Genomic DNA, 26635 nt, shown 5'->3' with positions numbered 1-26635 from the left:
TCCGGCTCGAATCTGGACATTCGTCCAGTTGGGTGATTGACTGGTCTGGATCAGCGACGATTGGAATCACGTGAGCCCGACACTTGACCGCCTGGCCGCCGCGACCGACACGTTCGATCCGCCTCTGGCGGCTCTGGATCTGACCACGCTGCGGGCCAACGCTGCCGACTTGGTGCGGCGCGCCGACGGAACCCCTGTGCGAATCGCGAGCAAGTCCGTGCGCTGCCGGGCGGTACTCGAGATCGCCCTCGGAGAAGGTCTCACCGAGGCGAACGGGTTCCACGGGATCATGGCGTACTCGCTGCGCGAGGCGATCTGGTTGGTGCGATCGGGTGCCCGTGATGTCCTGATGGGCTATCCCACGACGGACCGTGCGGCACTGGCCGAATTGGCCGGCGACCGCTCACTGCGCGACCGAATCACGCTGATGATCGACTCGCCCACCCATCTCGACGTGATCCGCGCAGCCGCCGACGCCCCGGGTGTGCGCGTGTGTATCGACGTGGATTCTTCGTTGCGGGTGGGGCCGATCCACATCGGAGTGCGGCGCTCTCCTCTTCGTGATCCCGCCGAGGTCGCGGCGCTGGCAAAGAAGGCGTCCGCGGAGAACTTCGTTGTTGCCGGAGTGATGTTCTACGAGGCGCAGATCGCCGGCCTTCCCGACACGCACCGTCCTGTTGAATGGATGAAACGCGCGTCTGCGAAGGAATTATCCACGCGCCGTGGCACTGTCGTGAACGCAGTGCAGGAGGTCGTCGGTGAACTGGAGATCGTCAACAGCGGTGGGACCGGCTCCCTCGAAGTGAGTTCCGCGGATCCCACCGTCACCGAGGTGACTGCCGGATCGGGCCTCTACACGCCGACGCTGTTCGACCGCTACCGCTCGTTTGCGCCGAGTCCTGCGCTGTTCTTCGCCCTGCCCGCGGTTCGGAAACCGACACCCGAGATCGCCACCCTGTTCGGTGGCGGCTACATCGCCTCCGGTCCTGTCGGGAAGTCGCGGGTTCCTTCGCCGACGTGGCCACGCGGACTGAAGGTGACCCGGAACGAAGGCGCCGGAGAAGTTCAGACCCCGGTAACGGGAAGACCCGCAGTCGACCTCGCGATAGGCGACCGTGTGTGGTTCCGCCACGCCAAAGCGGGAGAGTTGTGCGAACGCTTCAACATCGTGCACTTGGTCGACTCCGACGGAACGCACTCGACCGTCCCTACATACCGCGGCGAAGGCCTCAACTTCGGCTGACCGTCGATGTCAGTCGCATGAAGGCTCCGAGCTCCATCAAACCCTCGGGTGTGCTCGGTACGTACTGGGTCAGCGCCGTCGACCGGATCACGAACGCTGCCCACTTCGCACGGGACACCGCGACGTTGAGTCGATTCCTCGACAGCAAAAACGACATTCCCCGGGGGACGTCCTCGATGGCCGATGCGGTCATGGACACGATGACGACGGGTGCTTCTCGTCCTTGGAACTTGTCGACCGTGCCCACTTCCACCCCGGCGAGGCCCGCAGCGGCCAGGCGTCGCTCGATCAGGGCGACCTGAGCGTTGTACGGGGCGACCACGAGAACGTCCTCGACGCCCATCGGGTGATCGACGACCTTCTCATGAGGGTCCGACCACCGCAGCCCGAGCAGCTTCGCGATCGTTGTCGTGATCTCGTCGGCCTCCTCGGGGGATTGGGTCGAATTGCCCCGGTGTTCCACGAAGACCGTGTGGACACCGGGCGGCGTACCCGCGAGCGACCGTGCCCCGGAAACCGATTCCTGCGTATGCAGCCGGCCGTCGTAGGACAGCGCGGACACGGGTGCACACAGATCGGGATGCATCCGCCAGGTGCGTTCGAGAAAGTATCCGCGTTCGGGAGGCAATGCGCCGTGCCCCGCTGCCAACCACCCGAGCGCGGACTCGTCGACCGGTTCGGGGTGTGTGCCCTGGCTGACCTGTGGCAATTGTTGCGGGTCCCCGAGCAGAAGGAGATTGCGCGCGGATCCGCTCACTGCAACGGTGTTGGCCAACGCGAACTGGCCTGCCTCGTCGATGACGAGGAGATCGAGACAGCCCGGGGGCACCCGATCGGTATTGGCGAAATCCCATGCGGTGCCACCGATGACGCAACCGGTTCCGGCCGACCGGTCGAGGAACCCGGGATAGTCCTTGGCGTCGAGTTCGGTCCACGGAGTGGTCCGCCCGCGCCCGTCCTTCTTCGCAACCAGGTCCTTGGACACTCCGGCCTTGACGACGGCTCCCAACATGTTCTCGATGACCGAATGAGACTGCGCGACCACACCGATTCGCCAACCGTGGTTCTCCACGAGAGCCTTCACCACTCGCGCGCCGGTGAAAGTCTTGCCGGTGCCGGGCGGGCCCTGGACGGCCACGTACGAGTTGTCGAGATCGAGGAGCGCCGCGGTGATGGCCGACGCATAGTCGTTCCCGTCCGGACGCGGCAGGGCCTCGCCGCTCGTGGTTCGCGGGTCGATCCGGCGCAGGATGTCGATGGCCGCGGTGCGGGGGAGCGCGGGTAGTGCGTCCGAAGCCTGCCTCGCAGCTTCGAGAATCGAGGACTCGATTCGATCGGTGGTGATCGGTGGACCTGGTGCGATAGCGATGGGGAAGTCCAGGTATTCGTCGCCGTCCAACAGTTCCTCGATCTGCACGACGTCACGGCGCATTTCGTCCTTACCGACGTCGATGACGGTGGCTCTGCAACATCCTCGCAGATGAGAGTGTTCTCCCGACACCGCGTCGGGTGCTGGTGTGCCGTACAAGCTGAATACCGTGGTGCCCTTGCCGACCGTGCTTCCGGTTCCGAAACGCCCGACCAAGGTCGAATGCCGACGCTGCTTCTTCTGCCTCGATGTGCTCTTGTGCCAGTCCTTGTCGACCCTCGCGGCGGCGACCTGAAGAACGTCACGAATGTCGGACAGGTCCGCGGATGCGTCCAAGCGGTCGAAGTGCGCCCACCAGAAGGGCTTTCGCTCGCGCTTGTGGTAGCCGACCGCAGCGGCCACCAGAGCGGCAGCGCGCCCGTCATCGCTGGATCTGCCGCTCTCCATGGCGAACTCGCGAAGAGCTACTTCGGTCGAAGACGGTGGGTCGACAACTGCGAGTGATTCCTGACCGGCCGACCGCGGTGTCACCGCGTGTTCCTCGGCACGGGCGAGTAGCCAGTCACGGAGCAGGAGAGTCGATTCGCAGTCGTATTCGTTGTAGTCGGCGATACCTTGGAGCAAAGCTGCTGCTTCCTCCGACCTGCCGCTGTCACGCAGTTCGCAATAGTCCGCGTACGCGACGACGGAGGCCGCAGCATTGGTGACGTCGCCGTCGCGCCGGTGATCGCCCATGTAGAGCGGTTCGAGTTTCTTGATGCTGTACGACCGTTCGCCGATGCGCAGGGCGCCTCGGACCACCGGGTAGAGATCGACGAGGACGTTGTCGCGCAGCAGATTGTCGACGATGTCTTCACCGACACCGTGCCTTCCGGCCAGGCGGAGGAGCGCGGACTTCTCGTACGCCGCGTAGTGGTAGACGTGCATGTCCGGATACCGGCGGCGGCGTTCGGTGACGTAATCGAGGAAGGCGACGAGTGCCGTACGCTCCTGATCGCGGTCGTGCGCCCAGAACGGCTTGAACACGAACCGGTCTGCGGTGCCTTCGACCACCCCGAACAAGTACTCGAGACCCCAGTCGGCGTCGCCGTCCTCCGTCCACAGGGGGTCGCCTTCGAAGTCGAAGAAGATGTCGCCCGGGTCGGGCGCGGGAATCGCCGACAGCGCCTCGGGACTCTGGACCTGGAACTCGGGATTGCCTGATCGTTCCTGTTGCAGCTGGATCGTTGCCTGCTCGCGGAGGCCGATGAGAGTGCGGTCGTGAACGCCCTCGATCTTGCCCGTGTGGGCGGCCAACTGGTCGATGGTCGTGATGCCGCCGGCGACGAGGCGCGACCGTTGGAGCGTCCGCATTCCGGCCACCAGGAGGAGATCACGGTGGGCCTCCACTTCGGGCGCGCACGTGTCGCAACGACCGCACGCCGTGTACCGCGGATCACCCCACGCTGCGGACCCTTCTTCGCTCTGGTGGGTGTCCAGTATGTGTTCGAGTGCGGCTCGCCGCGCTGCGAGAACGGGGGCGATGTCGCCGAGGGAGTGGCTGGTGGCCGTACCGTCGCCGAGCAGGAGATGAACCTCGGGTGAGGTGGGAACTCCGTGTGCGGCGAGAGCCGTGGCGTATGCGGCCAACTGGAGGAGTGCGGGCACTCGGGCGTGCCTCGACAGCTTGGTGTCGTACACCGCGACGGAGTCCTTCTCGCGGACGAGGAAGTCGCAGAAGCCGAGGAATCGGCCGTCGAAGAACGTGCCCTGGTAGACCGCATCGGCGCCACCACGCAATGCGTTCACAGTGGCGGCGTCTGCCTCGAGCAGTCCCTGTCGATCGTGCTTCGGCCGTTCCATTTCGACCACACCGTCGCCGAAGCGCGCCTTCAGTGAATCGAGATGCCTGCGCTCGTGAGCACTGCCCAACCCGGACGTTCGGGTGAGCATCGGATCGTCCTCGACCCGGGGAGCCTCGATCCGCCCGAGTGCCGCATCCAGCCGACGCAGCAGGCCGAACTCGCATGCCGCGGCCGCAGTGAGGTCCGCGGCGCTGTAGACGATCGAGTCGTCGAGTAGGAACATGCGGTGATTCTGCCACCGCCCACCGACGATGTTTCGTCGGTGGGCGGTGGCAGGTCGTCAGGAGTAGATCGCCTCGATCTCGGCGCCGTGCTCCTTGTGAATGACATTTCGCTTGAGCTTCATCGTCGGTGTCAGTTCACCTGTCTCCTGGGTGAAGTCGACGGTGAGAATCCGATACTTCTTGATCTGCTCCGCGCTGGAAACCTTCTTGTTTCCGTCGCTGACAGCAGCGTCGATCTCCGCGACGAGGTCGGGGTTCTTGACGAGATCGGCGATCGGACTGTCGGCCGGAACATTGTTGCGTTCCTTCCAGCCCGGCAACGTCTCCTCGTCGAGGGTGATGAGTGCGCCGATGAACGGTTTCGCGTCTCCGACGACAAGGCACTGGCTGACCAGGGGATGGGCGCGGATGGCGTCTTCGATGACGGCGGGCGCCACGTTCTTGCCGCCGGCCGTCACGATGATCTCCTTCTTGCGGCCGGTGATGGAGACGAAGCCCTCTTCGTCGATGGCGCCGAGGTCGCCGGTGTGGAACCAGCCGTCACGGATCGAATCGGCGGTGGCCTGCTCGTTGTGCCAGTAGCCGCCGAACACCACGGGTCCCTTGACGAGGAGTTCACCGTCCTCGCCGATCTTCGCCGAGTGTCCGTTGATGGGTTTGCCCACCGTGCCGATCTTCTGCTGGGTCGTGGTGTTCACGGAGACCGCAGCGCTGGTCTCGGTGAGGCCGTAGCCCTCGTAGACGGGGATCCCGACGCCGCGGAAGAAGTGTCCGAGACGGCTGCCGAGTGCAGCGCCGCCGGAGACGGCACGGTCGCATTCGCCGCCGAGTGCGGCGCGGAGCTTCGAGTACACCAGCTTGTCGAACACCGCGTGCTTGAGCTTGAGTCCGAACCCGGGGCCGCCCGCGTCCTGGGCCTCGCTCCACGCGATCGCGGTGGCGGAGGCCTTCTCGAAGATGTTGCCCTTGCCGCCGTCGTACGCCTTCTGCTTCGCGGAGTTGTACACCTTCTCGAACACGCGCGGCACGGACAGGATGAAGTTGGGCTTGAACTCGGCGAACTGGTCGAGCAGTGTCGTCAGGTCCGAGGTGTGCGCGACGGTGACCTTGGCATCGAAGGCAACGAAGGAGATGGCCCGCGCGAACACGTGCGCGAGCGGAAGGAACATCAGGGTTCGTCGGCCCGCGTACATCGCGTCGCTCATGGCCAGTTTCACCGCGGCCGACTCGGCGTAGAAGTTCGAGTGCGTCAGTTGCACACCCTTGGGGCGTCCGGTCGTGCCGGATGTGTAGATGAGTGTTGCCGCCGACGCCGCACGGACCTGGTGACGTCGTTCGTGCAGCTGCTCGTCCGTGACGGAGGCCCCGCGACTGGTGAGCTCCTCGATGGCGCCGGACTCGATCTGCAGAACTTCACGGAGGGCCTCGGCGTTGTCGGTGACAGTCTGCAGAGCGTCGGCATGCGCCTGCTTCTCGAGGACGAGAATCGACGTGGCCGAGTCCTCGAGAATCCACTGCGCCTGGTCGGGGGAGGACGTCTCGTAGATCGCGACCGTGCAGCCGCCTGCTGTCCAGATCGCGTAGTCGAGGACGACCCATTCGTACCGGGTGGCCGAGAGGATCGCGACTCGGTCACCGAGTTCGACGCCGGAGGCGATGAGCCCCTTGGCGACGGCGGCGACCTGGTCTGCGAACTCCTTGGCGGTGACGTTCACCCATGTCGAACCCTGTGAACGCTGAAACGGAACGAAGTTCGGGTCTTCGCTCGCGTGCCGAAACACGGTGTCCGCCATGGAGGCGTCCTCCGGAATCGAGAACGACTGCGGTACCGAGAATTCACGCACTGTAACCCCATCCTCTGAAACTGTCGACGGATGTGCATTCGATCACATCCGGAGCGTTTCCGCATCACCATCGCTGTCCGATTTGGGTGATTTCTGGGGCGACCTGGGGAAATGGTGTCGAGGGCAGTGAAGCGGCACGACCACGGACGGCAGGGCGCCGTGTCAGCTCGCGAGGGTCTGCACCGCCTGCCGCGGCAGGCCGATCCCGGCGAGGGTCAGAAAGCGCGACCAGGTGTCGTCTTCCTCGGCGCCGCAGACCTCCACCCAGGCGTCGTGCAAGTTCTCGAGGGCGGCCTGGTCACGGGCCGCATCGAACAGGTCCGAAATGCTGTCGATGCGCCGGTCGTAGAGAAGAGCGGCGGCCTGCTGAATGTGGCGGGCCTCGATGGGTGCGCCGGTAGCCGAATAGCGTCTCTTGTAGCTGGCGACCTTGCCGGCCCACTGGTCGGAACTGCCCGCCTCCTCGAAGGTCCGGAGCAGGGCGCGTGCGCCGTCGGTCAGCGGCTCCGCGTACGGGGCGAGGTCCGACTCACGTGCGCGCCGGTAGGCGAGGTACCTGTCCACGACACTTACCTCGTCGCGACCGTGATGCGACTGAACCGATTCGATGATGCACAGTGCCAGACTGCGCCGGTAGTCGCCGTCGAGTGCTTCCGGTCTTTCCAGTGAGGTGGTCACGGGATCCTCCAAGTGGGCAGTACTTCGTGCTCTGGGGGATGTATCGGTCGCGCCCTGCGAAACGTTGCAATTCGGCTACAGAAAACTCCGGACCTCGTCGTCGGTCAGTTGATGGAAGTCGACGTAGGCGGCGCCCACTCCGCCGAGATCTGCGGCTACCCAGGGACATACCACCTCGTCCGCGAGGACCTCGATTCGTCGTATCGCCTCAGGGCACGCGACGGGTACCGCCACGACGACCTCGGACGCGCCCATCGAGCGAACCGAATGACAGGCGACCGCCACCGTCGCGCCCGTAGCCATGCCGTCGTCGACGACCAGGGCTGTTCGTCGGTGAAGATCGATACGTGCGCGGCCCCCGCGCAGGACCCGGGCCCGTCGTTCGAGTTCCCGTCGCTCCCGAGTGACGACACCCCGCATCGTCAGCGGAGAGACGCGAGCACCCCGCACGACGTCCTCGTTGACGACCCGGGTGCCACCTTCGCCGATCGCGCCCATCGCCAGTTCGGGCTGCCATGGCAGTCCGAGCTTGCGGACCAGAACGATGTCGAGCGGCGCACCGAGCTCGGCCGCGACGGCGTGGCCCACCGGAACGCCACCTCTCGGAAGGCCCAGCACCACTGTCGTCGGGCTGCGCAGACCGGCGAGCGAGTCACACAGTGCGCGACCCGCCGCAGTGCGGTCGGCGTACGGCATCGACGGTCTCCGAAAACTTCGAAACGTCCTCGATGTCGACGCTACCCGTGATCGGTGATCCCGAACCTTCTCAGTTCGAGCGCGGGATTGACCTCACGCACCGAACGGACCCGCTCCTGCGACAGTTCGGCGGTCGCGACGCCCACCGATTCGCCGAGCGAAGCGCACACCACACCCATGGGATCGACGACCATGCTGTTGCCCGCTCCGCCTCGCCCGCACTGGTCCGCTGCGGCCACGTACACGGTGTTCTCGATAGCGCGGGCGCGTACGAGCGTGGTCCAGTGGTCTTCTTTGAGCGGGCCGGGGATCCACTGTGCCGGGAGAGCCACCACGTTCGCCCCGGCGTCGACGATCCGCCTGGTGGTTTCCGGGAACCGGACGTCGTAGCAGGTCTGCATGCCGAAGGTCAGGCCATCCACGGTGAACGTCTCGGGCGCCTCGATCGGCCCGGGCCGGATCACGTCGGACTCGCGGAAGCCGAACGCGTCGTAGAGGTGCAGCTTGCGATACACCGCCACCAGATCGTCGTTGGGTGAGAGGGCGACGAGAGTGTTGGAGATGCGATTGTCCGTCGACAGTCGTTCCGCGACACCTGCGACGAGGTGAATGTTCAGGTCTGCGGCGATCTCGGCCAGGCCGGTGACGAACTCGCCGTCGAGTGGCTCGGCAGCTGCGACGATCCTCTCGTCGACAGCGGGCGCGGTGAACATCGAGTATTCCGGCGTGACGACGACGCGAGCACCTCGGCCGGCGGCCTGTTGTGCCAGCGTACGAACCGTGCGTAGGTTCACGCGCTTGTCCTGACCCGGACCGAACTGAGCGACCGCCACCTCCACCATGCCCCCTACGCTAGGCGACTCGAAGGGGGCCGGCACCCGAGGCCGGTACAGGGCCCATTCGAATTCGCATCCGCTAGTGCGGCGCGCCTGAAGTGCTTGGACGGTATTGGTTGGTTGAATGGTGTATGCGAGCAGCGCCGTTGATCATGCCCGACAGTGACCGTGCCGAGTTGGAACGATGGGTTCGTTCGTCGACGATGAAGGCGGGCCTGGTGCAGCGCGCGCGGATCGTGTTGCTGGTCGCCGATGGTGTGGCGCACACCGAGATAGCGCGGCGGTTGTCGATCTCGCGGCAGACCGTGATCAACTGGCGATCGCGTTACGAGTCCGGTGGTGTGGACGGTTTGCACGATGAGGACCGCTCGGGTCGCCCACGGGTGTTGGACCGGGACAAGGTGATCACCACGACGTTGGCGCCTCCACCGAAGAAATACGGTGTCACACATTGGAGTTCACGCCTGTTGGCGAATCATTTGGGCATCGGGTACGGCACGGTGGCCAGGGTATGGCGGGAGCACGGTGTGCAGCCCTGGCGAGCCGAGACCTTCAAGTTCTCCACCGATCCCGAATTGGTCGGCAAGGTCACCGACATCGTCGGTTTGTACCTGGACCCGCCGGAGAACGCGATCGTGTTGTGTGTGGACGAGAAGTCGCAGATCCAGGCACTCGACCGCACGGCACCGACGCTGCCGATGCAGATCGGAATTCCCGAGCGTCAGACGCACGATTACGTCCGCAACGGCACCACCACACTGTTCGTCGCCCTGGACATCGCGACCGGGAAGGTGACCGGGATCTGTCGGCCCCGGCATCGGCACCAGGAGTTTCTGGTGTTCCTCAAACATGTTGCCCGCGCCTACCCGGACCGGGAACTGCATCTGGTGATGGACAACTACGCCACCCACAAGAAGCAGGAGGTCCGCGATTGGCTCGCCGCGAACCCTCGTATCCACATCCACTTCACACCCACGTCGGCGTCGTGGATGAATCTGGTCGAAGTGTGGTTCGGTATTATCGAACGCCAAGCCATCCACCGGGGCACCTTCCGCAACGTCCGCGACCTCACCACCAAGATTCGCGCATTCATCAACGGCTGGAACCCACGCGCACAACCGTTCGTGTGGACCAAGACGGCCGATCAGATCCTCAACAAAGCCAACCGCCCAAAAACTTCAAACGCGGGGCACTAGCAGGCGTTCATTTCTTCCGGTGTGGAAGCGCTGCCGACGCAGTCGGAATATTCGTTCCAATTGTTTCCGACCTCGTCGAGATCGTCACCGAGTTGGTCGATTGCAGTGAAGAACATGACGATACCGATAATTCCGAAAACGATCGCCGCAAGGGAAGTGATGATTCCCGCCCACGTCGTCTTCGTGTTCGTCGCCTTTCCGCGCTTCAACCGTCCCAGGGCCGAAAGCCCGAGGATCGAACCGATCGAGCCCAGGGCGAAACCTATGAACCCGGTGATCGGCATGAGGCAGAAGAGCAGGCCGACGATGCCGAGCGAGATGGAGGCAATTCCCAGCCCGTTGCGGGGCTCGGGCGGTGCCTGCGTGTAGATGTATTGCGGTTGACTGTATTGCGGTTGACCGAAATCGCTGGTGCTCATGGCCGAATCTCCGTTGGTGAGGTGAGTGGAAATACGGAGAGTGCGGGCTGGGTTCGGAAAATGAATCGACGTCCCCCACTTCTGTGATCTCCCCGGATGAATGACGATATCGGCGGGTGCCGGATGTTCGATATCGACTATTCGAAGGACATTTCCGATGAGTCGTGTGCCCTTGACGACGCGGGCTGGTTCCCCGGTGTGTCACCGTTCGGCAAAGTGTCAGCTAAACTGCTGGTCAATGAGTGAGAACGAGCAAGACACCGAGCACCCCACCTTTGCCGACCTCGACATCGACGATCGGGTTCTGAAGGCACTGTCCGACGTGGGGTACGAGTCGCCCTCACCGATCCAGGCGGCCACCATCCCGCCGCTGCTCGCCGGCAAGGACGTGGTGGGCCTCGCACAGACCGGTACCGGCAAGACGGCTGCCTTCGCGGTGCCGATCCTTTCGCGGATCGACCTGTCGCAGAAGTCGCCGCAGGCGTTGGTGCTTGCTCCCACCCGCGAACTGGCTCTGCAGGTGTCCGAGGCATTCGGAAAGTACTCGGCGCACATTCCGGGGTTGCACGTGCTACCCATCTACGGCGGCCAGAGCTACGGCGTTCAGCTTTCCGGTCTGCGTCGCGGCGCTCATGTCGTGGTCGGAACTCCCGGTCGTGTGATCGACCATCTCGAGAAGGGCACGCTCGATCTGTCGCAGCTCGCGTATCTCGTCCTCGACGAGGCAGACGAGATGCTGAAGATGGGCTTCCAGGAAGACGTCGAACGCATCCTGTCCGACACCCCGGAGTACAAGCAGGTTGCTCTCTTCTCCGCCACGATGCCTGGCGCGATCCGGAAGATCTCGAAGCAATACCTGCACGACCCTGTCGAGATCACCGTCAAATCGAAGACCTCGACAGCCTCGAACATTTCGCAGAGATACGTTCAAGTGGCGCATCAGCGCAAGTTGGATGCCCTCACGCGCATTCTCGAGGTCGAGTCGTTCGAGGCGATGATCATCTTCGTCCGTACGAAGCAGGCGACCGAAGATCTGGCGGAACGATTGCGTGCACGCGGCTTCTCGGCAGCCGCCATCAACGGCGACATCGTGCAGGCGCAGCGTGAACGCACGATCGGTCAACTCAAGAGCGGTGCACTCGACATTCTCGTCGCAACCGACGTTGCCGCTCGTGGACTCGACGTCGACCGCATCTCGCACGTGCTCAACTACGACATCCCGCACGACACGGAGTCGTACGTTCACCGCATCGGCCGAACCGGTCGCGCCGGTCGCGCCGGTGAAGCACTGCTGTTCGTCGCACCGCGGGAACGTCACCTGCTCAAGGCGATCGAACGGGCAACCCGCCAGCCTTTGGCCGAGATGCAGCTGCCCAGCGTCGAGGACGTGAACGCACAGCGGGTCTCGAAGTTCGGTGACTCGATCACCGAGAGTCTCGCTTCGGACAATCTTGCGTTGTTCCGCAGGATGATCGAGGACTACGAACGCGAGCACGATGTGCCCCTCGCCGACATCGCAGCGGCACTCGCCGTGCAGTCGCGCGACGGCGAAGCATTTCTCATGGACCCGGAGCCGCCACCGCCGCCGCGCCGCGAGCCCCGCGAGCGTCCTGCCCGGCGTTTCGACGACGGTCCCCCGAAGCGTTCACGCGGCCCGGGAGACCAGGAGCTGGCTACGTATCGAATCGCGGTCGGCAAAAGGCATCGCGTTGTGCCCGGCGCCATCGTCGGAGCAATCGCGAACGAAGGCGGCTTGCGGCGCAGCGACTTCGGGCACATCAGCATTCGCCCGGATCACAGCCTCGTCGAGCTGCCGGCCGACCTGTCGCGCGAAACGCTCGAGGCGCTGCGCCGTACTCGAATCTCGGGCGTGCTCATCCAGTTGCAGCCCGATACCGGTCCGCCGGCCGGGAGGCCGGGACGCGGCGGTCGCGATGACCGCGCCGGTGGTCGCTTCAACCGCGACCGTGATCGGGACGCAAAGCGCAAGCCGCGCAGATAGTTTCGACTTTCGCGGTTTGAGCAGTCTGTCTCAGGCCGGGGGAGTGTCGGCGTCGAGGTCGTTCGATGCGGGGACCGGCTCTGCTGCAGCCTCGGCGGGTAGCGGGCCTTCTTCCGGAACGAAGAACGAGCCCACGGTGGGCAGGACGTGGCACACGGCTGTCGCATAGTTGACGGAGCCGAAGAGTGCGGCCACCACTGTTCCTGCGCCCGTGTGCACGGTTTTCGCCAAAGACGGGTAGCCGCCCTCGGTCGTTCCGTCCAGGGCGTTGATCCCACTTGCTCCGGTGGTGGTGTTGAGCCACACGACGCTCAGCCCGGAGGCGGTCACGACACCCGGGTACGCGGACAGCGCCTGGAAGCTGACCTCGTTGGCCGAGACTGCCGCGGAGGGCCCGGTGGTGGCCGAAGCCATCGTCATGGTGACCGGTGCCGTGGTGCCGCAGCCGATCGTGGGAGCCGTGTAGAAGAACGGCGTGTATTCGTCGGCAACGTCGGAGAGGGCGCTCGACGCGGTCAGGGCCTCGATAGCAATGCGGGCGGGCGCACTGTCCGCTTTCTCGCCGAGGTCGTCCAGTCCGGAGATGGCCGGTCCGGCCGCTGCCGGACCCGCGGTGGCCAGAGTCATTGCGATGCCGACGGTTGCGGCAGCGAGCGCGCGCCGAGTCCAACCCTGAACGTCCACCTGTGTTACTCCTCGTTGCCCCGTCACGGGCACGTCCGACCTGCGAGCGAATCCCCGATTGATCGCCCGCGCGGAGAACTTACCCCAGAGTCAGCAGAAAAGTGAGGGGTGGCGTCCGGACTGTGGGAGCGTGTCGATGTTCACCTTGTGCCACCTGCCGAGTCAGCACGGCAGGCACCTGGGCGAAGCGCCGCCGTCGAGCGCCTACCAGGGCATACTGGGCGAACTGGACGAACCCGGTAAGGGTATCGACGCGATTAGGATGGCGCCGTGCGGACACTGACGGCCGATGACCTCGGTCTACTTCTCGCGTAAAGCGGTCCGCAGGCACCGGATGGCAGCGATCTCGTTCGTCGTCCTGACGTTCGTCGGCGAACTGTCGACCGTGGTCGCGTTGATGTTGACGTGGGTGGCGTTGTGGAGTCCGGCGGCCTGGGATCGGATCGACGATCTGCTCGTTTTCGTACCCGGAACACTCTCGATTCTGTGCGCGGTCCTGCTCACCGTCGAATCGGTGGGGTCACGGATAGTGCACATTCTCCGTGCCGAACGGAAGGACGCGTTGGTCGCCGTCCGGAAACGAACAGGCGAGGCCAACGGCCACCCCGGCACCTCTCAACCGAGCGACGGTGCGTAACTCTGGTTCGCATCGCGGCCACGTCCGGTGTCGAACTGGGTCCGGTACAGCTGTTCGTAGCGACCTTTTCGCTCGAGGAGCTGATCGTGCGTTCCGCGTTCGACGATTCGTCCGTCCTCGACGACGAGAATGAGGTCAGCGGCTCGCACCGTCGACAAGCGGTGTGCGATGACCACCGAGGTTCTGCCGACGAGTGCTTCGCCGAGTGCCTCCTGTACAGCGGCTTCCGACGTCGAATCGAGGTGTGCGGTGGCCTCGTCGAGGATGACGACTCGGGGGTGCGCAAGCAGTAGACGTGCGATGGTGAGTCGCTGCCTCTCGCCGCCGGACAGGCGATATCCGCGTTCTCCCACGACGGTGTCGAGTCCGTCCGGTAGTGAAGCGATCAGTTCGGTCAGACGCGCTCGTTCGAGGACGTCCGCGAGTTCTTCCGTGGTCGCCTCCGGTGCGGCCAGAAGCAGGTTCGCCCGCACGGTGTCGTGGAACAGATGCCCGTCCTGAGTGACCATCCCGACGGCGGCGCGTAGCGAATCACTGGTGACATCGCGAACATCGACGCCGCCGACCTCGACCGAACCCCGGTCGACGTCGTAGAGGCGCGGAACAAGGCCTGCAACGGTCGACTTCCCGGCACCCGAGGAACCGACGAGCGCGACCATCCGGCCTGGTTCCGCACGGAACGAGATGTCGTGCAGGACTTCGACACCGCCCCTCGTATCCAGGGTGGCGACTTCCTCGAGCGAGGCGAGAGATACCCGATCGGCGGACGGGTATGCGAAGGACACATTGCGGAATTCGACGGAAGCAGGACCGGTCGGCGCCTCGATCGCATTCGGCTTCTCGGCGATCAGCGGTTCGAGGTCGAGAACCTCGAACACCCGCTCGAAGCTGACGAGTGCGCTCATCACGTCCATGCGGGCGCTGGCGAGGGCGGTGAGTGGCGAGTACAGACGCGTGAGCAGCATGGCCATGGCCACGACGGCGCCGGCAGCCAGTTGCTGGCGCAGCGCGTAGAAACCACCGAGGCCGTAGACGAGCGCGAGGGCCAGCGCCGACACCAGTGTGAGTGCGGTGACGAAGACGGATTGCAGCATCGCGGTGCGGACGCCGATGTTGCGGACTCGCCGGGCTCGCACGGCGAACTCCGCCGATTCTTCGGACGGCCGGCCGAACAGCTTGACCAGTGTGGCTCCGGGTGCCGAGAACCGTTCGGTCATCTGGGTGCTCATGACCGAATTGTGATTGGCCGCTTCACGACTGAGCTGTGCGAGCCGTGCGCCCATGTGCCGGGCCGGCAGTACGAAGATGGGGAGCAGGAGCAAGGTGAGTAAGGTGATCTGCCATGAGATTCCGATCATCACGACGAGCGTGATGACCAGGGTGACGACATTGCTGACGACCCCGGACAGGGTGTCGCTGAAGGCGCGTTGAGCGCCGATGACGTCGTTGTTGAGTCGGCTCACGAGTGCACCCGTGCGGGTTCGGGTGAAGAATGCGACGGGCATGCGCTGGACGTGGTCGAACACGGCGGTCCGCAGGTCGAGGATGAGGTCTTCCCCGATCGTCGACGACAACCAGCGGGTCACCAGGGCGAGCCCTGCTTCGAGCAGCGCGATGACGGCGATGAGGACGGCGAGCCGGACCACGACTGCGACCTCGTCGCCCCCGACGATGGCGTCGACCACCTGGCCTGCCAGCACCGGCGTCGCGACGGCAAGCGCAGCAGTGGCCACGCTGGCAACCAGGAACCACCCGAGGTGGCGGCGGTGCGGTAATGCGAATCGGCCGATCCTGCCGAGGGTTGCCCTCGAGAAGGGTCGCTTGTCCTCCTGTGTGTGCATCGCGTTGTACATCGCGTTCCACGCGGTCACTTCCATGCTCATGCGGTCCACTCCCGTCGCCTGCCTCCCACGCTAGGGGAGGGCTACGACACCGACCGTAGAACCTGAAGTTAACTCGAGGTCAAGTCACTTGGCGACATCGACGACCAGGCGCGGCGGATCGGAAAGGGCACTCGCCGAGAACGGCCGACCCTTCTCGGAGACACCGATGTACGACTGGGTGACGCCCTCGAACACCAGGGAACCGTTGACATCGGAGATCACGCCGCCAGGAATCCCGGGAACAGGGTCGGGGCCCGAGTACGGCTCCACCTTGCTCTCGAACGGGTATGCGGACCCGTCGATCCGGACCTGCAGAATCGCCTGGCCGCCCACCTCGATCGGCCGTCCGCTGCCGTCCTGAACGGCCGAGTCCACGTACTCGACCTGCCACCCGGGTGTGCCTTCGCCGCCGAGTTCGTAGACCACCCTGTCGAATCCGTCGTGTTCGCCGACGCGGATGTCGGTGACGGTCAGTGCCGCCCCTTCCGAGGCAGGCGAGATCTTGGGTGAAGTATCGGTGGGAATCGAGCCCTCGCCCTCGGCGGCAGCGGACGTCGTGCCGGCCACGACGCTCGATGCCGTGTTGGTGGCCGATTCGCTCTCTGCGCATCCGGCGAGGCCGATCGTGACCGCACATGCGGCGAGTGCGGCGAACGGGGCGAGGCGTTTCGTGGTCGTCCGGGTCATCGTTCGATCGTAAGCCCGCGGAGGCGACGGATCGTGGTGCACGACTCAGCGAGTCAGGCCAGTTCGATGCGCCAACCAGTCGAGCTGGCTCTTCAGTCCCGCCGACCACACGGCGAAACTGTGTCCACCGTCGACCTCGAGATAGTGGACGTCCATCCCTGCCGCTTTCGCTGCCTCGTACACGGCTTGCAGGCCCGGCCGATACTCGTCGTCCGAACTGCCGACGACGAAGGCTCCCGCCACACCTGGATATCGCCGAGTCTTCAACAGGTCCATCGGGTTGACCGCTTCGAACGCCCGCACGTCGCCCCCGAATGCGGTGTCGATCGTCTTCTGGCGGTCCCCGAGAGTTGGCTCGATCTGTCCGGACAGGTCGATGAAGGTCGGGTACACCTCCGGGTGATTGGTCGTCATCTGGAAGGCGCAAGTCCCGCCGTAGGAGAGCCCGCCGATCGCAAGTGTCGACGGGTCGCGGCTCACGTCGAGGTTCGCCTCGATCCAGGCGGGAACGTCCTGGGACAGATACGTTGCGACGTTGCCGAGAGGAGAGTCCACGCACAGCGGGTTTGCGATCTCGGACCCGGTGCCGTCGGCGACGATCACGACGGGCGCGAGTCCATCGTGCTCTGCAGCGAACGTGTCCATGGTTTCGGTGAGGGTGCCGCCGACCAGCCAGTCCTGAGGCGAGCCCGGCTGTCCGGCAAGCAGTACGAGGACGGGAAGCTGCGGCCGAGGTGACGCGAAGTAGGCGGGTGGGAAATAGATTTCGGCATCACGGGCGGAGAAGCCTGACACGGTGCCGGGAATCGGCGTGCTCGCCACTTTGCCCTCGGTGGGCAGATCCGTGGGCGGTGTCCATTCGCTCACCGGGACGGACGGTGGTTCGGTCGAACGGGGAACCTCGTCGAACGCGACGGCGTCGACCGAAGGGCCGAACAGACTGCGAACGGTGGGGTACGCGTCGAACTCGAGGTTCACGTGCGCGGCAGCGGTGACAACCACGAGAAGCGTCGCCGTGGCGGTTGCGATCCGTCGGAGAATCCCGTTGTCGACGATCGTGCGGCAAACGCCGAGAATCACGGCGAGCACGCCGATGCCGATCCAGACGTAGACGCTGGGGGCGAGCGGGTCGGGGAACGGGTGCCAGACATTTTCCACGAACACGTACACCGCGACGGTGACGAGTCCTGTCGCAACTACGCACGTCGGAATCCATACGCGCCACCACGAACGCCCCCGGCGAACGACCAACCAGATCAGTGACAGGGCGGCGGCCACGGTCAGTGCGACCGGCAGCCACCCGGTGATCAGCGAGGTGTCTTCGAGTGCGACCATGTGTGTGCTGCTCCTGTGCCTGCCGGTGCCTCCGCCGGGTGTTCCTACGCAGTACAGGTATACGGGAGGTTCAGCCGCCCAACCCCGTCAATCCACGGTGCCGACGTGTCCGAGAATTGCTTCGCGCGCCGTGGCCCACGCGGCGCTGTCCGGATTGCCGAAATCGCCGTGCCCGGTCCCCGGTAGGACCTGCAGTTGCGCGGGATCTCCGACGGCTACTGCTGCGGCCGTGTAATTGCGGCTCTGGTCGATCGACACTGTCTGGTCGTTGTCCCCGTGCAGCGCTGTCACGGGCAGGCCGATGGGGAGGTGGCCGCCCGCCGAATGCCCGGCCAGGTGCACGCGGTCGAGGTCGAGGCGATTGTCGGCCTTCTCCTGCACGACGGTGGCGAGAGTCTCGGTCGCGTCGTCCACGTCGGCGAGCGTGACCGGCCAGCCGCCGGCCCCGTCGACGCGGCGGTACTCGACGTTCCACACCGCGACGCCTTCCTCGGCGAGGGAAGCGGACAGCGGCTGGAAATAGGACAGGTCATGGTCTTCGAGCCACCCACCGCCGTGGATCATCACCACGACAGGAAGATCGTCGTCGGACCCTTCGGGGAGATACAGTTCGCCGAAGTTGTCGGGGTGTCGCCGTATTCGATGCGAGTGGTCGTTCCGGCGGACGGCATCGGCTCGGCGGGATCCGATTCCCCCTGCTCGTAGCGCAAGCGGCGCCGGACGAGACCCCGATGGCGATCACCGCGCGAATGACGATTCGGGCATTGCGCAGGGGAGCGTCTCCGAGTCCGAACACGTCCGCAGTTCAACTCAGGTCGCGGCCTCACCGTGGCGGTTCACACTTCGCCGATCTCGGAGTAATTTGTCGGGTTCGGCACTAGGTTCGGTGTCGGCCAGAACTCGAAACACGACCGGTTGGAGTCCCGTATGAGGCGTTCGGCGACGATCGTGGCTGCGGTCGCGTTGGTGTTCCTCGCGGCTTGTGGCAACGACGAGGGAACAAGAGCTCCCTCGACAGGCGGTGCGACCTCCGCCCCGGTGGCGGGCACGGACTCACCCTTTCCAGGGCGAGGGGACTCGTTCGACACCGAGGACCCGAACAGTCTGTGTTTCGGTGCATCCCCGGACATTCCGAGTCCGTACGAGGGATGCCCCGGGTACAGCCCGGAGCAGGAGAGCGTGGCGAAGACGTTGCCGCCGAGACCGCCCACCGCGAGCGACGTTCCCACCGATGTCGTCCCCACCAACGAGCCGCCCGGTCCGGACTCCGGCGGAGAAATCGCGCCCCCCGAGTGAGCGACAGGTATTAGAGTCCCAGAGGTCACAACCGAACGGCCGGTTTGCCTGCACGTCCGGCGATCTCCCGGTCGACGGAGCGAAAGGGCATCCGATGAAGAAGTACGCGATGATTCTGGCCGCGGCAGCGATTCTGGTTCTTCCTGCGTGCGGTGACGACGGTTCGGACACCGACGACACCACGACCACGACGAGCGCTACGACGACGAGCGCTACGACGACGAGTGAGACATCGACGACGAGTGCTACTACGACCCCGGCGGAAGGTTCGGAGTCGGCACCGGCCGGAGCACCTGCATCCCCCGGCGCGAGCATGATGCCCAATCCGAACGGTGACGGTTCGATGGTTCCGTGTGAGGGCACGATCTGTACGAACCCGAATCATGGTGCGGGTCCGAATCCGGAGGAGAACGGTGGGGCTGTGATGCCCAATCCGAACGGTGACGGCTCGGAGGTTCCGTGTGAGGGCACGATCTGCACCAATCCCAATCACGGTGGTGGCGAAGATCCAGCCGGCGACGGCGAGTAGGCGTCAATCGCCTTCCGAGACAGTGCCGTCCACGTAGAACCATTCGCCGCGTTCCTTGGCGAACCGGCTGTTCTCGTGGAGGGCGCCCCGTCGGCCGTCCTGCCGGTAATGGGCGCGGAACTCCACGGTTCCCTCCTCGTCGAGGAGGGAACCGTGTTCTGTTCCCAGGATCTCGAGGTGGATCCAGCGTTGCTCGGGATCGAGTTCGAGTGCGGCCGGGCGCGTACGTGGGTGCCAGGAATTCAGTAGGTATTCGACATCGCCGACTGCGAAGGCGCTGAATCGTGATCGCATGAGCCGCTCGGCGGTGGGGGCCACGGCCTCGCCGCGATGGAAACGGCCGCAGCACTCGTCGTAGGGTTCGCCGAGACGGCACGGACAGATCGTCGTCATTTCTCCAGTATTGCGGGTTCCCGTGAAGCCGAGTACTTGGCAGCCGAGTACTTGCGCATGGCGATTCCGCCGACGACGCCGAGCACGATCAATGCGATGGCCACCCAATCCGGATCGTTGTCGGTGACGAGCATCGCGATCCCCACGGCGACGGTGTACGGCGGAATCCACTCGATCAGCTTCGAGCGGGACGGGACGGGTTCGGACGGGTCTCCTGCGGCCGCCGCTGCCCGGGCCGACGCGGCATCGGGATACCACTCGGTGAAGGCGACGGCGAACAGGATGGTGCCGATCGGGATGATCCATGCCGTCCAGAACTCGTCCGGCTGGTCCAGGACCACGTCCGCGAACAGTCCGGCCAGGGCGTTGACTGCGAACGCCAGCCCCCAGACGAGGGTGATGTTCCGGTTGATCCGGTAGAAGACCGGTGTGTCCCAGTACTCCTCGGGTGCTTGCTCGCGTGCGTATTGAAGGGTGAACGGGTTTCGGATGAGGATCGACCCGAACGCGAACACGACCAGCGCGATGCTCGTCATCTCACCGGACCACTTTTCGAGCCAGGTGATCAGAGCGTCGGATGCGAACAGCCCGATGACGGCCAGAGCGCCGAAGTAGACGATGTCGAACAACTCGAGAAGCTTGAACGAGGTACCACGACGGTGACCCAGGAAGGTGAACAGCAGCGACAGGCCGAGAGCTGCACATACAGCCACCTCGAACCTGTCGGGGCCCACGAGCATGGCCATGACGATCCACGGTGCCAGCCCGGCGAACGGTGACTGAAGAAACTTGTCGATCATGGCCGCGCCTCGCTCCCCATTCGACTCCTTCGAATTATCCGCGTTCCGGGGACCTGTTGTCCGAGAAATAGCACCTACGTGCCACGGAACTTCAGGGTGAATCCGGATGGCGGGTGCACGTTCCTTTCGACAGGATGGTGCGAGAGCCTCGTCGCTCGCATCCGAAGACCACGAGAGGTGCCCATGAGCACGCACACCACAGCCGCCCGCGCAGTCGACCTGACCAAGACGTACGGGGAAGGGGACACGGCCGTTCACGCGCTGGCAGGGGTGTCCGCGGACTTCGCTCGGGGCGAGTTCACGGCGATCATGGGCCCGTCCGGGTCCGGGAAGTCGACGCTGATGCACTGTCTGGCCGGGCTCGATGCCGCGACGTCGGGATCGGTACTGGTCGGCGACACGGATCTGACGAACCTCACGGACAAGCAGATGACTGCCCTGCGCCGGGATCGGATCGGATTCGTGTTCCAGGCGTTCAACCTGGTCCCGACCCTGACGGCGCTGGAGAACATCACGTTGCCCCTCGACATCGCCGGCCGAACCCCGGATGCGAAGTGGCTCGACAGCGTGCTCACCCGGTTGGGTCTGAACGATCGGCTCGATCACCGTCCGGGGGAGCTGTCCGGTGGGCAGCAGCAGCGCGTCGCGTGCGCGCGGGCACTGGCCGGGCAGCCGGAGATCGTCTTCGGCGACGAGCCGACGGGAAATCTCGACTCCAAGTCCTCGGGTGAGGTGCTGTCGATCCTTCGCGCCGCAGTCGACGAGTTCGGTCAGACCGTGGTGATCGTGACGCACGACCCGAGGGCCGCCGCGTACGCCGATCGTGTGGTGTTTCTCGCGGACGGTCGGATCGTCGACGAACTGCGTGATCCCACAGCCGATTCCGTACTCGACACGATGAAGCGCCTCGACGAGCCCGCCGCGCAGGGCACTGTCGGCGCAGACTCGGCGATCTGATCATGGCGCAGAGATCGCCCGGCTCACCGATGCGCAGAGTGGCGCTCCGCAACCTGGCGGCCCACAAGGTGAGGCTGGCGCTGACCGTCCTCTCGGTAGTGCTCGGCACCGCATTCGTGGCCGGATCGTTCGTCTTCACCGACACCCTCCAACGCACGTTCGACTCGATCTTCGCGGACACCGCTCAGGGCGTGGACGTTCGGGTCTCGACGGAAGGTGAGACTTCGCGAGGCGTACCGAACGAGGAGTTCGGCAAGATCGCAGCCATCGACGGAGTCGAGCGTGTCGCGGCGTTCGCGAGCGGACCCGTCGTCTTGCTGAACTCCGAGGGCAGTGCGGTCCAAACAGGTGGCGCACCCAGTATCGGTGTGTCGTATCTGCCGCCGGAGAAGGCGTTGTCCGACCCGGACCCGATTGTCGCGGGGGCTCCGCCTGCACAGCCGGGCCAGGTCGCGATCAACACGAGCGCGGCCGAGAGGTCGGGGCTGGGCGTGGGTGACGAGACCCGCATCCTCGTTCCCTCCCGTGGCTTGGTGGACGTGACCGTGACGGGCATCTACGACACGGGCAACGAGACGGGCGGGTTCATCGGCGTGGAGTTCGCCGAATCGCAAGCCCTCGAACTGTTCACCGACGGTCGGCACGTGGAGTACGTGGACGTCGCCGGAAACGGTATGCCTGCCACCGAGTTGCAGAGGGCCGTAGCCGCCGCGATGCCTGACTACAAGGTCCAGACCGGCGACGAGGTACGTGAAGAGACCAAGTCCGAGATCTCCACGGCACTGAGTTTCGTCAACTACTTCCTGCTCGCATTCGGCGCCATCGCGTTGCTGGTCGGAACGTTCATCATCTACAACACTTTCTCCATGATCGTGGCGCAGCGGCTGAAGGAACTTGCCTTGTTGCGGGCGGTCGGAGCGAGTCGGCAACAGATCGGCAGATCCGTCGTGTTCGAGGCGCTCGTCGTGGGCATCATCGGCAGTGCGCTCGGCATCGTCGCGGGCATCGGTCTCGCTTACGGTCTGCGCGGACTTCTGAACGCATTCGATCTGGGACTTCCCGAGGGATCGTTGCAGGTCGGCGTTCGGACGATCCTGATCGCACTGGTGGTGGGTGTTCTCGTCACCACCGTGAGCGCCTACGCCCCCGCGCGGCGCGCGTCCAAAGTGCCTCCAGTCGCGGCTATGCGCGAAGAGTTCGCCTCCACGGGCGATTCCCTTCGCACCCGGACGTTTCTGGGCGTCGGATTGGGCGTTCTCGGTGTCGTCGGCCTGATCGTGGGCGCGCAGGGGACCGGCAACGGCGCCGCCGCCCTGGTGGGTGCGGCAGCGCTGGCACTGATTCTTGCGGTGCTGTTGGGTGCGCCGGCGCTCTCCCGCCCGGTCGTGGGCGCTCTGGGATCGGTGTTCGCGAGGCCGTTCGGTCCGATCGGTCGACTGGCGCGGACGAACGCGGTGCGTAATCCGCGGCGAACCGCTGCCACCGCGTTCGCGCTGACTCTGGGGTTGATGCTGGTCTCGGTGATCGGCGTGTTCGGGTCCTCCGCGAAAGCGAGCGTGAACGAACTCGTCGATGTCGGTGTCACTGCCGACTACATCCTCTCCGGACCCGACATGTCCGGAGTCCCGTCCGGTGCCGGGACGGCAGTCGAGAAGCTGGACGACGTGCGTAGTGCGGTGGCGCTGCACGCAGTGATGGTGAAGATCGACGACGAGGACGAGCGGGGTGTGTCCTACGACGGGCCGGTCGACGGAGTTCTCGACTACACGATGGTCGAAGGCGAGTCCGAGGTGACCGGAACGGACATGATCGTCTCGCAGAGCGAGGCCGAGAAGAAGGGTTGGCACCTCGGGTCGGAGGTCGGCCTGGTTGACGGTGACGACAACACGGTGACCACCACGATCACCGGAATCTACGAGGACAGCCAGCTTCTCGGTCCGTGGATGGTGTCGGACGAGGTGTATCGGCAGACCATGCCGGCGGCTTCGTTGCCGGATATTCTGGTGTTCGTCGATGCGGCGGAAGGTGCAGACGTCGCGCACTTGCGCAGCGAACTCGAGTCCGCGACCGAACGGTTCGTCGTGGTCCAGGTCATGGATGCGGACGAGTTCAAAGGCGTTCAGGCGCAACAGATCGACATGCTGCTCGCCATCCTGTACGGACTCCTGGCGTTGGCGGTCGTGATCGCCGTGCTGGGTATCGTCAACACACTCGCGCTGTCGGTGGTGGAACGGCGTCGGGAGATCGGAATGCTTCGGGCAGTGGGCATGCAGCGGGTGCAGATGCGCCGAACGATCTATCTGGAGTCCATGCTCATCGCGGTGTTCGGCGCGGTGGTGGGCGTGATTCTCGGTGTCGCGTTCGGCTGGGGATTCGTCAGCACGCTCGCCGATCAAGGCATCGATCGTGTGACGGTTCCGTGGGGCCAGATCGTGGCGATGCTGATCGGGTCCGGTGTGGTGGGCGTGCTCGCCGCGCTGTGGCCGGCAGCGAGGGCAGCGCGCACTCGTCCACTCGAAGCCATCTCGGATCTGTAGGAGCGGAGCGTTCTTCGCGGTCTGCTCCCACACACTCGCCCGGAGCGTTACCGTGCGAGTGGACGGCTGCGGCGAGATCTGAGAGGGCAAAGGATGAACCTGAATCTGACGGACGAGGAACTGGCGTTCCGGGACGAGATGCGGACGTTCTTCACCACGCAGATCCCGGAGGAGATTCGGACTCGGTACGCCAACGGTGACGAACTCGGCCGCGACGCCATGGTCGAGTCGCACCGGATTCTCAACGCCCACGGCCTCGCCGTCCCGCACTGGCCGGTCGAATGGGGCGGTAAGGACTGGACGCCCATTCAACGGCACATCTGGCTCGACGAGATGCAGCTTGCCTCGGTGCCGGAACCGCTCGCGTTCAACGCGAACATGGTGGGCCCGGTGATCGCCGCGTTCGGATCGCAGGAACAGAAGGAGAAGTTTCTCCCTCCCACTGCGAACCTCGACATCTGGTGGTGCCAAGGGTTTTCCGAACCAGAGGCCGGATCGGATCTGGCGTCGTTGAAGACCCGCGCGGTTCGTGACGGTGATGACTACGTGATCAACGGCCAGAAGACCTGGACCACATTGGGACAGCACGCGGACTGGATCTTCTGTCTCGTCCGGACCGATCCCGATGCGCCGAAGCGCCAGGCCGGAATCTCCTTCGTACTCGTGGACATGTCGACACCCGGTGTCACGGTGCGGCCGATCAAGCTGATCGACGGAGGCTACGAGGTCAACGAGGTCTTCTTCGAGGATGTGCGTATCCCGGCGGAAAACCTCGTGGGTGAAGAGAACCAGGGGTGGAGTTACGCGAAGTTCCTGCTCGGAAACGAGCGGACAGGTGTGACCCGCCTCGGCTTCTCGAAGGTGCGGCTCGCCCAAGCCCGCGAGAAGGCGGCCGAGATCGAGGTCGGCGAGGGCACTCTTCTCGAGGATCCGCTGTTCGCGGCGAGGCTGGCGGAGTTGGAGAACGAGGTCCTCGCTCTGGAGCTGACGCAGCTGCGGGTGGTTGCGAGTTCCGCGGACGGCAAGCCCAACCCGGCGTCGTCGCTGCTCAAGCTCCGAGGTTCGGAACTGCAGCAAGCGACCCTCGAGCTCCTCACCGATATTGCGGGCCAGGACTCGCTACCTTTCGATGCCGGCCCCGACATTGCCTCGCCCGTGTGGGCGCAGCGCGCCGCACCCACCTACCTGAATTACCGCAAGGTATCCATCTACAGCGGATCGAGTGAAGTGCAGCGCAGCATCATCGCCTCCTCGATTCTCGGATTGTGAGGCAAGCCGTGGACTTCGAACTCGACGACGAACAGAAGCTGCTGCGTGACACCACCCGTGACGTGTTGGCGCGCAATTACGACTCCGAGAAGCGCAACGAGATCACAGCCACGGATCGAGGCTGGAGCCCGCAGGTGTGGAAGCAGCTTGCCGAACTGGGCATCCTCGGTCTGCCGTTCGAGGAGTCGGACGGCGGAATGGGTGCGGGGCCCGTCGAGGTCGGCGCAGTCATGACGGAGATCGGTCGCAGGTTGGCGCCCGAGCCGGTTCTCGACGCCGTCCTGATACCGGGCGGACTCGTTGCCGACGGCGGAAGTGCCGATCAGCGTGTGCAGATCCTCCCCGCGTTGTCGTCCGGCGAACTACTGCTCGCGTTCGCACACAACGAGCCCGGGGTGCGTTGGCCGTCCACGAAGATCGCCGTGACTGCCTCCAGCGGTGATTCGGAGTGGACGATTTCCGGGGTGAAGAACCCGGTGCCGCACGGGGGCGACGCACAGCGATTCGTCGTCAGTGCGGCGTTGCCTGACGGTGGTGTCGGGCTGTTTCTGGTGGACAAGGATGCTTCCGGGGTGACGGTCGCGCCATATGCGACGCACGACGGGTTGCGTGGTGCGCAGGTTTCGTTCGACGGTGCGGCGGCGGAGCCGCTGGGCGACGGCGGCGATGCGCGGCATCTGATCGAGGACTGCGAGGTCCGTACCCAAGCTGCGTTGTGCGCCGAAGCCGTGGGTGCAATGGAGGAAGCCCTGCGTCTGACCACCGAGTATCTGAAGACTCGCAAACAGTTCGGTGTGCCGATCGCCAAGTTCCAGACGCTCACTCACCGGGCATCGGATCTGTACGTACTCCTCGAGCTGGCTCACAGCATGAGCCTGTACGCAACGATGTCGTTGGCTGCGGGCAAGAAGGATCCCCTCGTGGCGTCACGTGCGAAATTGCAGATCAGCCGCTCTGCACGGCAGATCGGACAGGAATCCATCCAGATGCACGGCGGCATCGGGATGACGGCCGAGTATCCGGTGGGGCATTACGTCAGTCGCCTCACCGCGATCGAGCACACGCTCGGTGGCGGTGACGACCATCTGCGGGTGTTGGCGACCTCGGCATCGGGGCCTGCACAACTGCTCTGAGTTTCAGGTGAAGGTCTCGAATTGGTATCGGACCTGGCAATACGGTCGTGTCGTCCGTGGAACTGGCGTGTGACGTGGTTAACGTTTCTGCCGAAACAGCAACCCGGAACGAGTGGGGGAGAAGTTCGCACACCGTTACGAAGG

24 protein-coding genes are annotated in these 26635 nt (G+C 64.8%); 11 read left to right on the top strand and 13 right to left on the bottom strand.

Translation table 11 applies throughout. The features are described 5' to 3' along the window. The first annotated feature begins 70 nt into the window (after positions 1–70). Positions 71–1243, top strand: a complete 1173-nt coding sequence (locus tag ACFWO3_RS10445) for an amino acid deaminase/aldolase (protein ID WP_378576908.1) — start codon at positions 71–73, stop codon at positions 1241–1243. On the opposite strand, the gene ACFWO3_RS10440 is transcribed toward ACFWO3_RS10445, so the two are convergent. The 5 genes from ACFWO3_RS10440 to ACFWO3_RS10420 form a co-directional block, all read right to left on the bottom strand. Further along, a complete protein-coding gene (locus ACFWO3_RS10440; protein ID WP_378576906.1) occupies positions 1230–4679 on the bottom strand; it encodes a TM0106 family RecB-like putative nuclease in 3450 nt (1149 codons plus the stop codon). The two genes, ACFWO3_RS10445 and ACFWO3_RS10440, sit on opposite strands and share 14 nt — an antisense overlap. 57 nt (positions 4680–4736) lie before the next feature. Then, on the bottom strand, positions 4737–6524 hold the full coding sequence (locus ACFWO3_RS10435; protein WP_378576904.1) for an AMP-dependent synthetase/ligase: 1788 nt from the start codon (positions 6522–6524) through the stop codon (positions 4737–4739). A gap of 162 nt (positions 6525–6686) precedes the next feature. Continuing rightward, complete coding sequence (locus tag ACFWO3_RS10430) at positions 6687–7202, bottom strand: hypothetical protein (protein ID WP_378576902.1); 516 nt, start codon at positions 7200–7202, stop codon at positions 6687–6689. Between the two features lie 75 nt (positions 7203–7277). Beyond that, complete coding sequence (locus ACFWO3_RS10425) at positions 7278–7898, bottom strand: phosphoribosyltransferase (protein WP_378576900.1); 621 nt, start codon at positions 7896–7898, stop codon at positions 7278–7280. A 41-nt stretch (positions 7899–7939) separates the two neighbouring features. Next, the gene (locus tag ACFWO3_RS10420; protein ID WP_378576898.1) at positions 7940–8740 is read right to left on the bottom strand and encodes a carbon-nitrogen hydrolase family protein; all 801 of its coding nucleotides are present in this window, start codon (positions 8738–8740) and stop codon (positions 7940–7942) included. 125 nt (positions 8741–8865) lie between these two features. On the opposite strand from ACFWO3_RS10420, the gene ACFWO3_RS10415 reads away from it, so the two are divergent. After that, positions 8866–9930, top strand: coding sequence for an IS630 family transposase (locus ACFWO3_RS10415; protein ID WP_378576896.1), 1065 nt, complete (start codon positions 8866–8868; stop codon positions 9928–9930). On the opposite strand, the gene ACFWO3_RS10410 is transcribed toward ACFWO3_RS10415, so the two are convergent. After that, positions 9927–10349 (bottom strand): DUF4190 domain-containing protein, encoded by a 423-nt coding sequence (locus ACFWO3_RS10410; protein WP_378576894.1) that lies wholly within the window; start codon positions 10347–10349, stop codon positions 9927–9929. The two genes, ACFWO3_RS10415 and ACFWO3_RS10410, sit on opposite strands and share 4 nt — an antisense overlap. Positions 10350–10445: 96 nt before the next feature. On the opposite strand from ACFWO3_RS10410, the gene ACFWO3_RS10405 reads away from it, so the two are divergent. Further along, positions 10446–10595 (top strand): hypothetical protein, encoded by a 150-nt coding sequence (locus ACFWO3_RS10405; RefSeq protein WP_378576892.1) that lies wholly within the window; start codon positions 10446–10448, stop codon positions 10593–10595. Then, positions 10588–12351, top strand: a complete 1764-nt coding sequence (locus tag ACFWO3_RS10400) for a DEAD/DEAH box helicase (protein ID WP_378576890.1) — start codon at positions 10588–10590, stop codon at positions 12349–12351. Before ACFWO3_RS10405 ends, ACFWO3_RS10400 begins: the two co-directional genes overlap by 8 nt. A 30-nt stretch (positions 12352–12381) precedes the next feature. On the opposite strand, the gene ACFWO3_RS10395 is transcribed toward ACFWO3_RS10400, so the two are convergent. After that, complete coding sequence (locus ACFWO3_RS10395; RefSeq protein ID WP_378576888.1) at positions 12382–13035, bottom strand: hypothetical protein; 654 nt, start codon at positions 13033–13035, stop codon at positions 12382–12384. Positions 13036–13324: 289 nt separating this feature from the next. Between ACFWO3_RS10395 and ACFWO3_RS10390 the strand changes: the two genes are divergently transcribed. Further along, positions 13325–13672, top strand: a complete 348-nt coding sequence (locus ACFWO3_RS10390; RefSeq protein ID WP_378576886.1) for a hypothetical protein — start codon at positions 13325–13327, stop codon at positions 13670–13672. On the opposite strand, the gene ACFWO3_RS10385 is transcribed toward ACFWO3_RS10390, so the two are convergent. From ACFWO3_RS10385 to ACFWO3_RS10370, 4 genes are all read right to left on the bottom strand, one after another. Next, a complete protein-coding gene (locus ACFWO3_RS10385; RefSeq protein ID WP_378576884.1) occupies positions 13651–15555 on the bottom strand; it encodes an ABC transporter ATP-binding protein in 1905 nt (634 codons plus the stop codon). The two genes, ACFWO3_RS10390 and ACFWO3_RS10385, sit on opposite strands and share 22 nt — an antisense overlap. Positions 15556–15639: 84 nt before the next feature. Continuing rightward, complete coding sequence (locus ACFWO3_RS10380; RefSeq protein WP_378576882.1) at positions 15640–16242, bottom strand: hypothetical protein; 603 nt, start codon at positions 16240–16242, stop codon at positions 15640–15642. Positions 16243–16287: 45 nt separating this feature from the next. Further along, complete coding sequence (locus ACFWO3_RS10375) at positions 16288–17577, bottom strand: alpha/beta hydrolase (protein ID WP_378576880.1); 1290 nt, start codon at positions 17575–17577, stop codon at positions 16288–16290. Positions 17578–17664: 87 nt separating this feature from the next. Beyond that, positions 17665–18141: an alpha/beta hydrolase gene (locus ACFWO3_RS10370; RefSeq protein ID WP_378577347.1), complete on the bottom strand. Its 477-nt coding sequence runs from the start codon at positions 18139–18141 to the stop codon at positions 17665–17667. A gap of 363 nt (positions 18142–18504) precedes the next feature. Here ACFWO3_RS10370 and ACFWO3_RS10365 point away from each other — a divergent pair, with 363 nt between their 5' ends. Beyond that, complete coding sequence (locus tag ACFWO3_RS10365; RefSeq protein ID WP_378576878.1) at positions 18505–18873, top strand: hypothetical protein; 369 nt, start codon at positions 18505–18507, stop codon at positions 18871–18873. 94 nt (positions 18874–18967) lie between these two features. Further along, entirely contained in the window at positions 18968–19402 is a 435-nt protein-coding gene (locus tag ACFWO3_RS10360; protein WP_378576876.1) for a hypothetical protein, read from the top strand. Positions 19403–19405: 3 nt separating this feature from the next. Here ACFWO3_RS10360 and ACFWO3_RS10355 read toward each other — a convergent pair whose 3' ends face one another. Continuing rightward, positions 19406–19795, bottom strand: a complete 390-nt coding sequence (locus ACFWO3_RS10355) for a YchJ family protein (protein WP_378576874.1) — start codon at positions 19793–19795, stop codon at positions 19406–19408. Then, the gene (locus tag ACFWO3_RS10350) at positions 19792–20595 is read right to left on the bottom strand and encodes a hypothetical protein (protein WP_378576872.1); all 804 of its coding nucleotides are present in this window, start codon (positions 20593–20595) and stop codon (positions 19792–19794) included. Before ACFWO3_RS10350 ends, ACFWO3_RS10355 begins: the two co-directional genes overlap by 4 nt. Before the next feature lie 183 nt (positions 20596–20778). On the opposite strand from ACFWO3_RS10350, the gene ACFWO3_RS10345 reads away from it, so the two are divergent. The 4 genes from ACFWO3_RS10345 (at position 20779) to ACFWO3_RS10330 (ending at position 26491) form a co-directional block, all read left to right on the top strand. Beyond that, complete coding sequence (locus ACFWO3_RS10345; RefSeq protein WP_378576870.1) at positions 20779–21552, top strand: ABC transporter ATP-binding protein; 774 nt, start codon at positions 20779–20781, stop codon at positions 21550–21552. A 29-nt stretch (positions 21553–21581) separates the two neighbouring features. After that, entirely contained in the window at positions 21582–24089 is a 2508-nt protein-coding gene (locus tag ACFWO3_RS10340; RefSeq protein ID WP_378577345.1) for an ABC transporter permease, read from the top strand. A gap of 93 nt (positions 24090–24182) precedes the next feature. Beyond that, positions 24183–25358, top strand: coding sequence for an acyl-CoA dehydrogenase family protein (locus ACFWO3_RS10335; RefSeq protein ID WP_378576868.1), 1176 nt, complete (start codon positions 24183–24185; stop codon positions 25356–25358). 8 nt (positions 25359–25366) lie between these two features. Beyond that, a complete protein-coding gene (locus ACFWO3_RS10330) occupies positions 25367–26491 on the top strand; it encodes an acyl-CoA dehydrogenase family protein (RefSeq protein WP_378577343.1) in 1125 nt (374 codons plus the stop codon). Positions 26492–26635 lie beyond the last annotated feature (144 nt).

Origin of the sequence: Rhodococcus sp. NPDC058521, from assembly GCF_042719695.1 — a bacterium.
In the GTDB taxonomy this organism is placed as follows: Bacteria; Actinomycetota; Actinomycetes; order Mycobacteriales; family Mycobacteriaceae; genus Rhodococcus_F.
The sequence above is the reverse complement of the archived record's forward strand: the minus strand, read 5'-3'. Positions and strand labels throughout refer to the sequence as shown.

Excerpts from the sequence above, each read along its gene's own strand:
- ACFWO3_RS10345 (WP_378576870.1), top strand. The coding sequence starts at position 20,779 with ATGAGCACGCACACCACAGCCGCCCGCGCAGTCGACCTGACCAAGACG.
- ACFWO3_RS10370 (WP_378577347.1), bottom strand. The coding sequence starts at position 18,141 with ATGATCCACGGCGGTGGGTGGCTCGAAGACCATGACCTGTCCTATTTC.
- ACFWO3_RS10405 (WP_378576892.1), top strand. The coding sequence starts at position 10,446 with ATGAATGACGATATCGGCGGGTGCCGGATGTTCGATATCGACTATTCG.
- ACFWO3_RS10355 (WP_378576874.1), bottom strand. The coding sequence starts at position 19,795 with ATGACGACGATCTGTCCGTGCCGTCTCGGCGAACCCTACGACGAGTGC.
- ACFWO3_RS10440 (WP_378576906.1), bottom strand. The coding sequence starts at position 4,679 with ATGTTCCTACTCGACGACTCGATCGTCTACAGCGCCGCGGACCTCACT.
- ACFWO3_RS10375 (WP_378576880.1), bottom strand. The coding sequence starts at position 17,577 with ATGGTCGCACTCGAAGACACCTCGCTGATCACCGGGTGGCTGCCGGTC.
- ACFWO3_RS10380 (WP_378576882.1), bottom strand. The coding sequence starts at position 16,242 with ATGACCCGGACGACCACGAAACGCCTCGCCCCGTTCGCCGCACTCGCC.
- ACFWO3_RS10410 (WP_378576894.1), bottom strand. The coding sequence starts at position 10,349 with ATGAGCACCAGCGATTTCGGTCAACCGCAATACAGTCAACCGCAATAC.
- ACFWO3_RS10420 (WP_378576898.1), bottom strand. The coding sequence starts at position 8,740 with ATGGTGGAGGTGGCGGTCGCTCAGTTCGGTCCGGGTCAGGACAAGCGC.
- ACFWO3_RS10340 (WP_378577345.1), top strand. The coding sequence starts at position 21,582 with ATGCGCAGAGTGGCGCTCCGCAACCTGGCGGCCCACAAGGTGAGGCTG.
- ACFWO3_RS10390 (WP_378576886.1), top strand. The coding sequence starts at position 13,325 with ATGACCTCGGTCTACTTCTCGCGTAAAGCGGTCCGCAGGCACCGGATG.
- ACFWO3_RS10400 (WP_378576890.1), top strand. The coding sequence starts at position 10,588 with ATGAGTGAGAACGAGCAAGACACCGAGCACCCCACCTTTGCCGACCTC.
- ACFWO3_RS10425 (WP_378576900.1), bottom strand. The coding sequence starts at position 7,898 with ATGCCGTACGCCGACCGCACTGCGGCGGGTCGCGCACTGTGTGACTCG.
- ACFWO3_RS10385 (WP_378576884.1), bottom strand. The coding sequence starts at position 15,555 with ATGAGCATGGAAGTGACCGCGTGGAACGCGATGTACAACGCGATGCAC.
- ACFWO3_RS10360 (WP_378576876.1), top strand. The coding sequence starts at position 18,968 with ATGAAGAAGTACGCGATGATTCTGGCCGCGGCAGCGATTCTGGTTCTT.
- ACFWO3_RS10350 (WP_378576872.1), bottom strand. The coding sequence starts at position 20,595 with ATGATCGACAAGTTTCTTCAGTCACCGTTCGCCGGGCTGGCACCGTGG.
- ACFWO3_RS10335 (WP_378576868.1), top strand. The coding sequence starts at position 24,183 with ATGAACCTGAATCTGACGGACGAGGAACTGGCGTTCCGGGACGAGATG.
- ACFWO3_RS10365 (WP_378576878.1), top strand. The coding sequence starts at position 18,505 with ATGAGGCGTTCGGCGACGATCGTGGCTGCGGTCGCGTTGGTGTTCCTC.
- ACFWO3_RS10415 (WP_378576896.1), top strand. The coding sequence starts at position 8,866 with ATGCGAGCAGCGCCGTTGATCATGCCCGACAGTGACCGTGCCGAGTTG.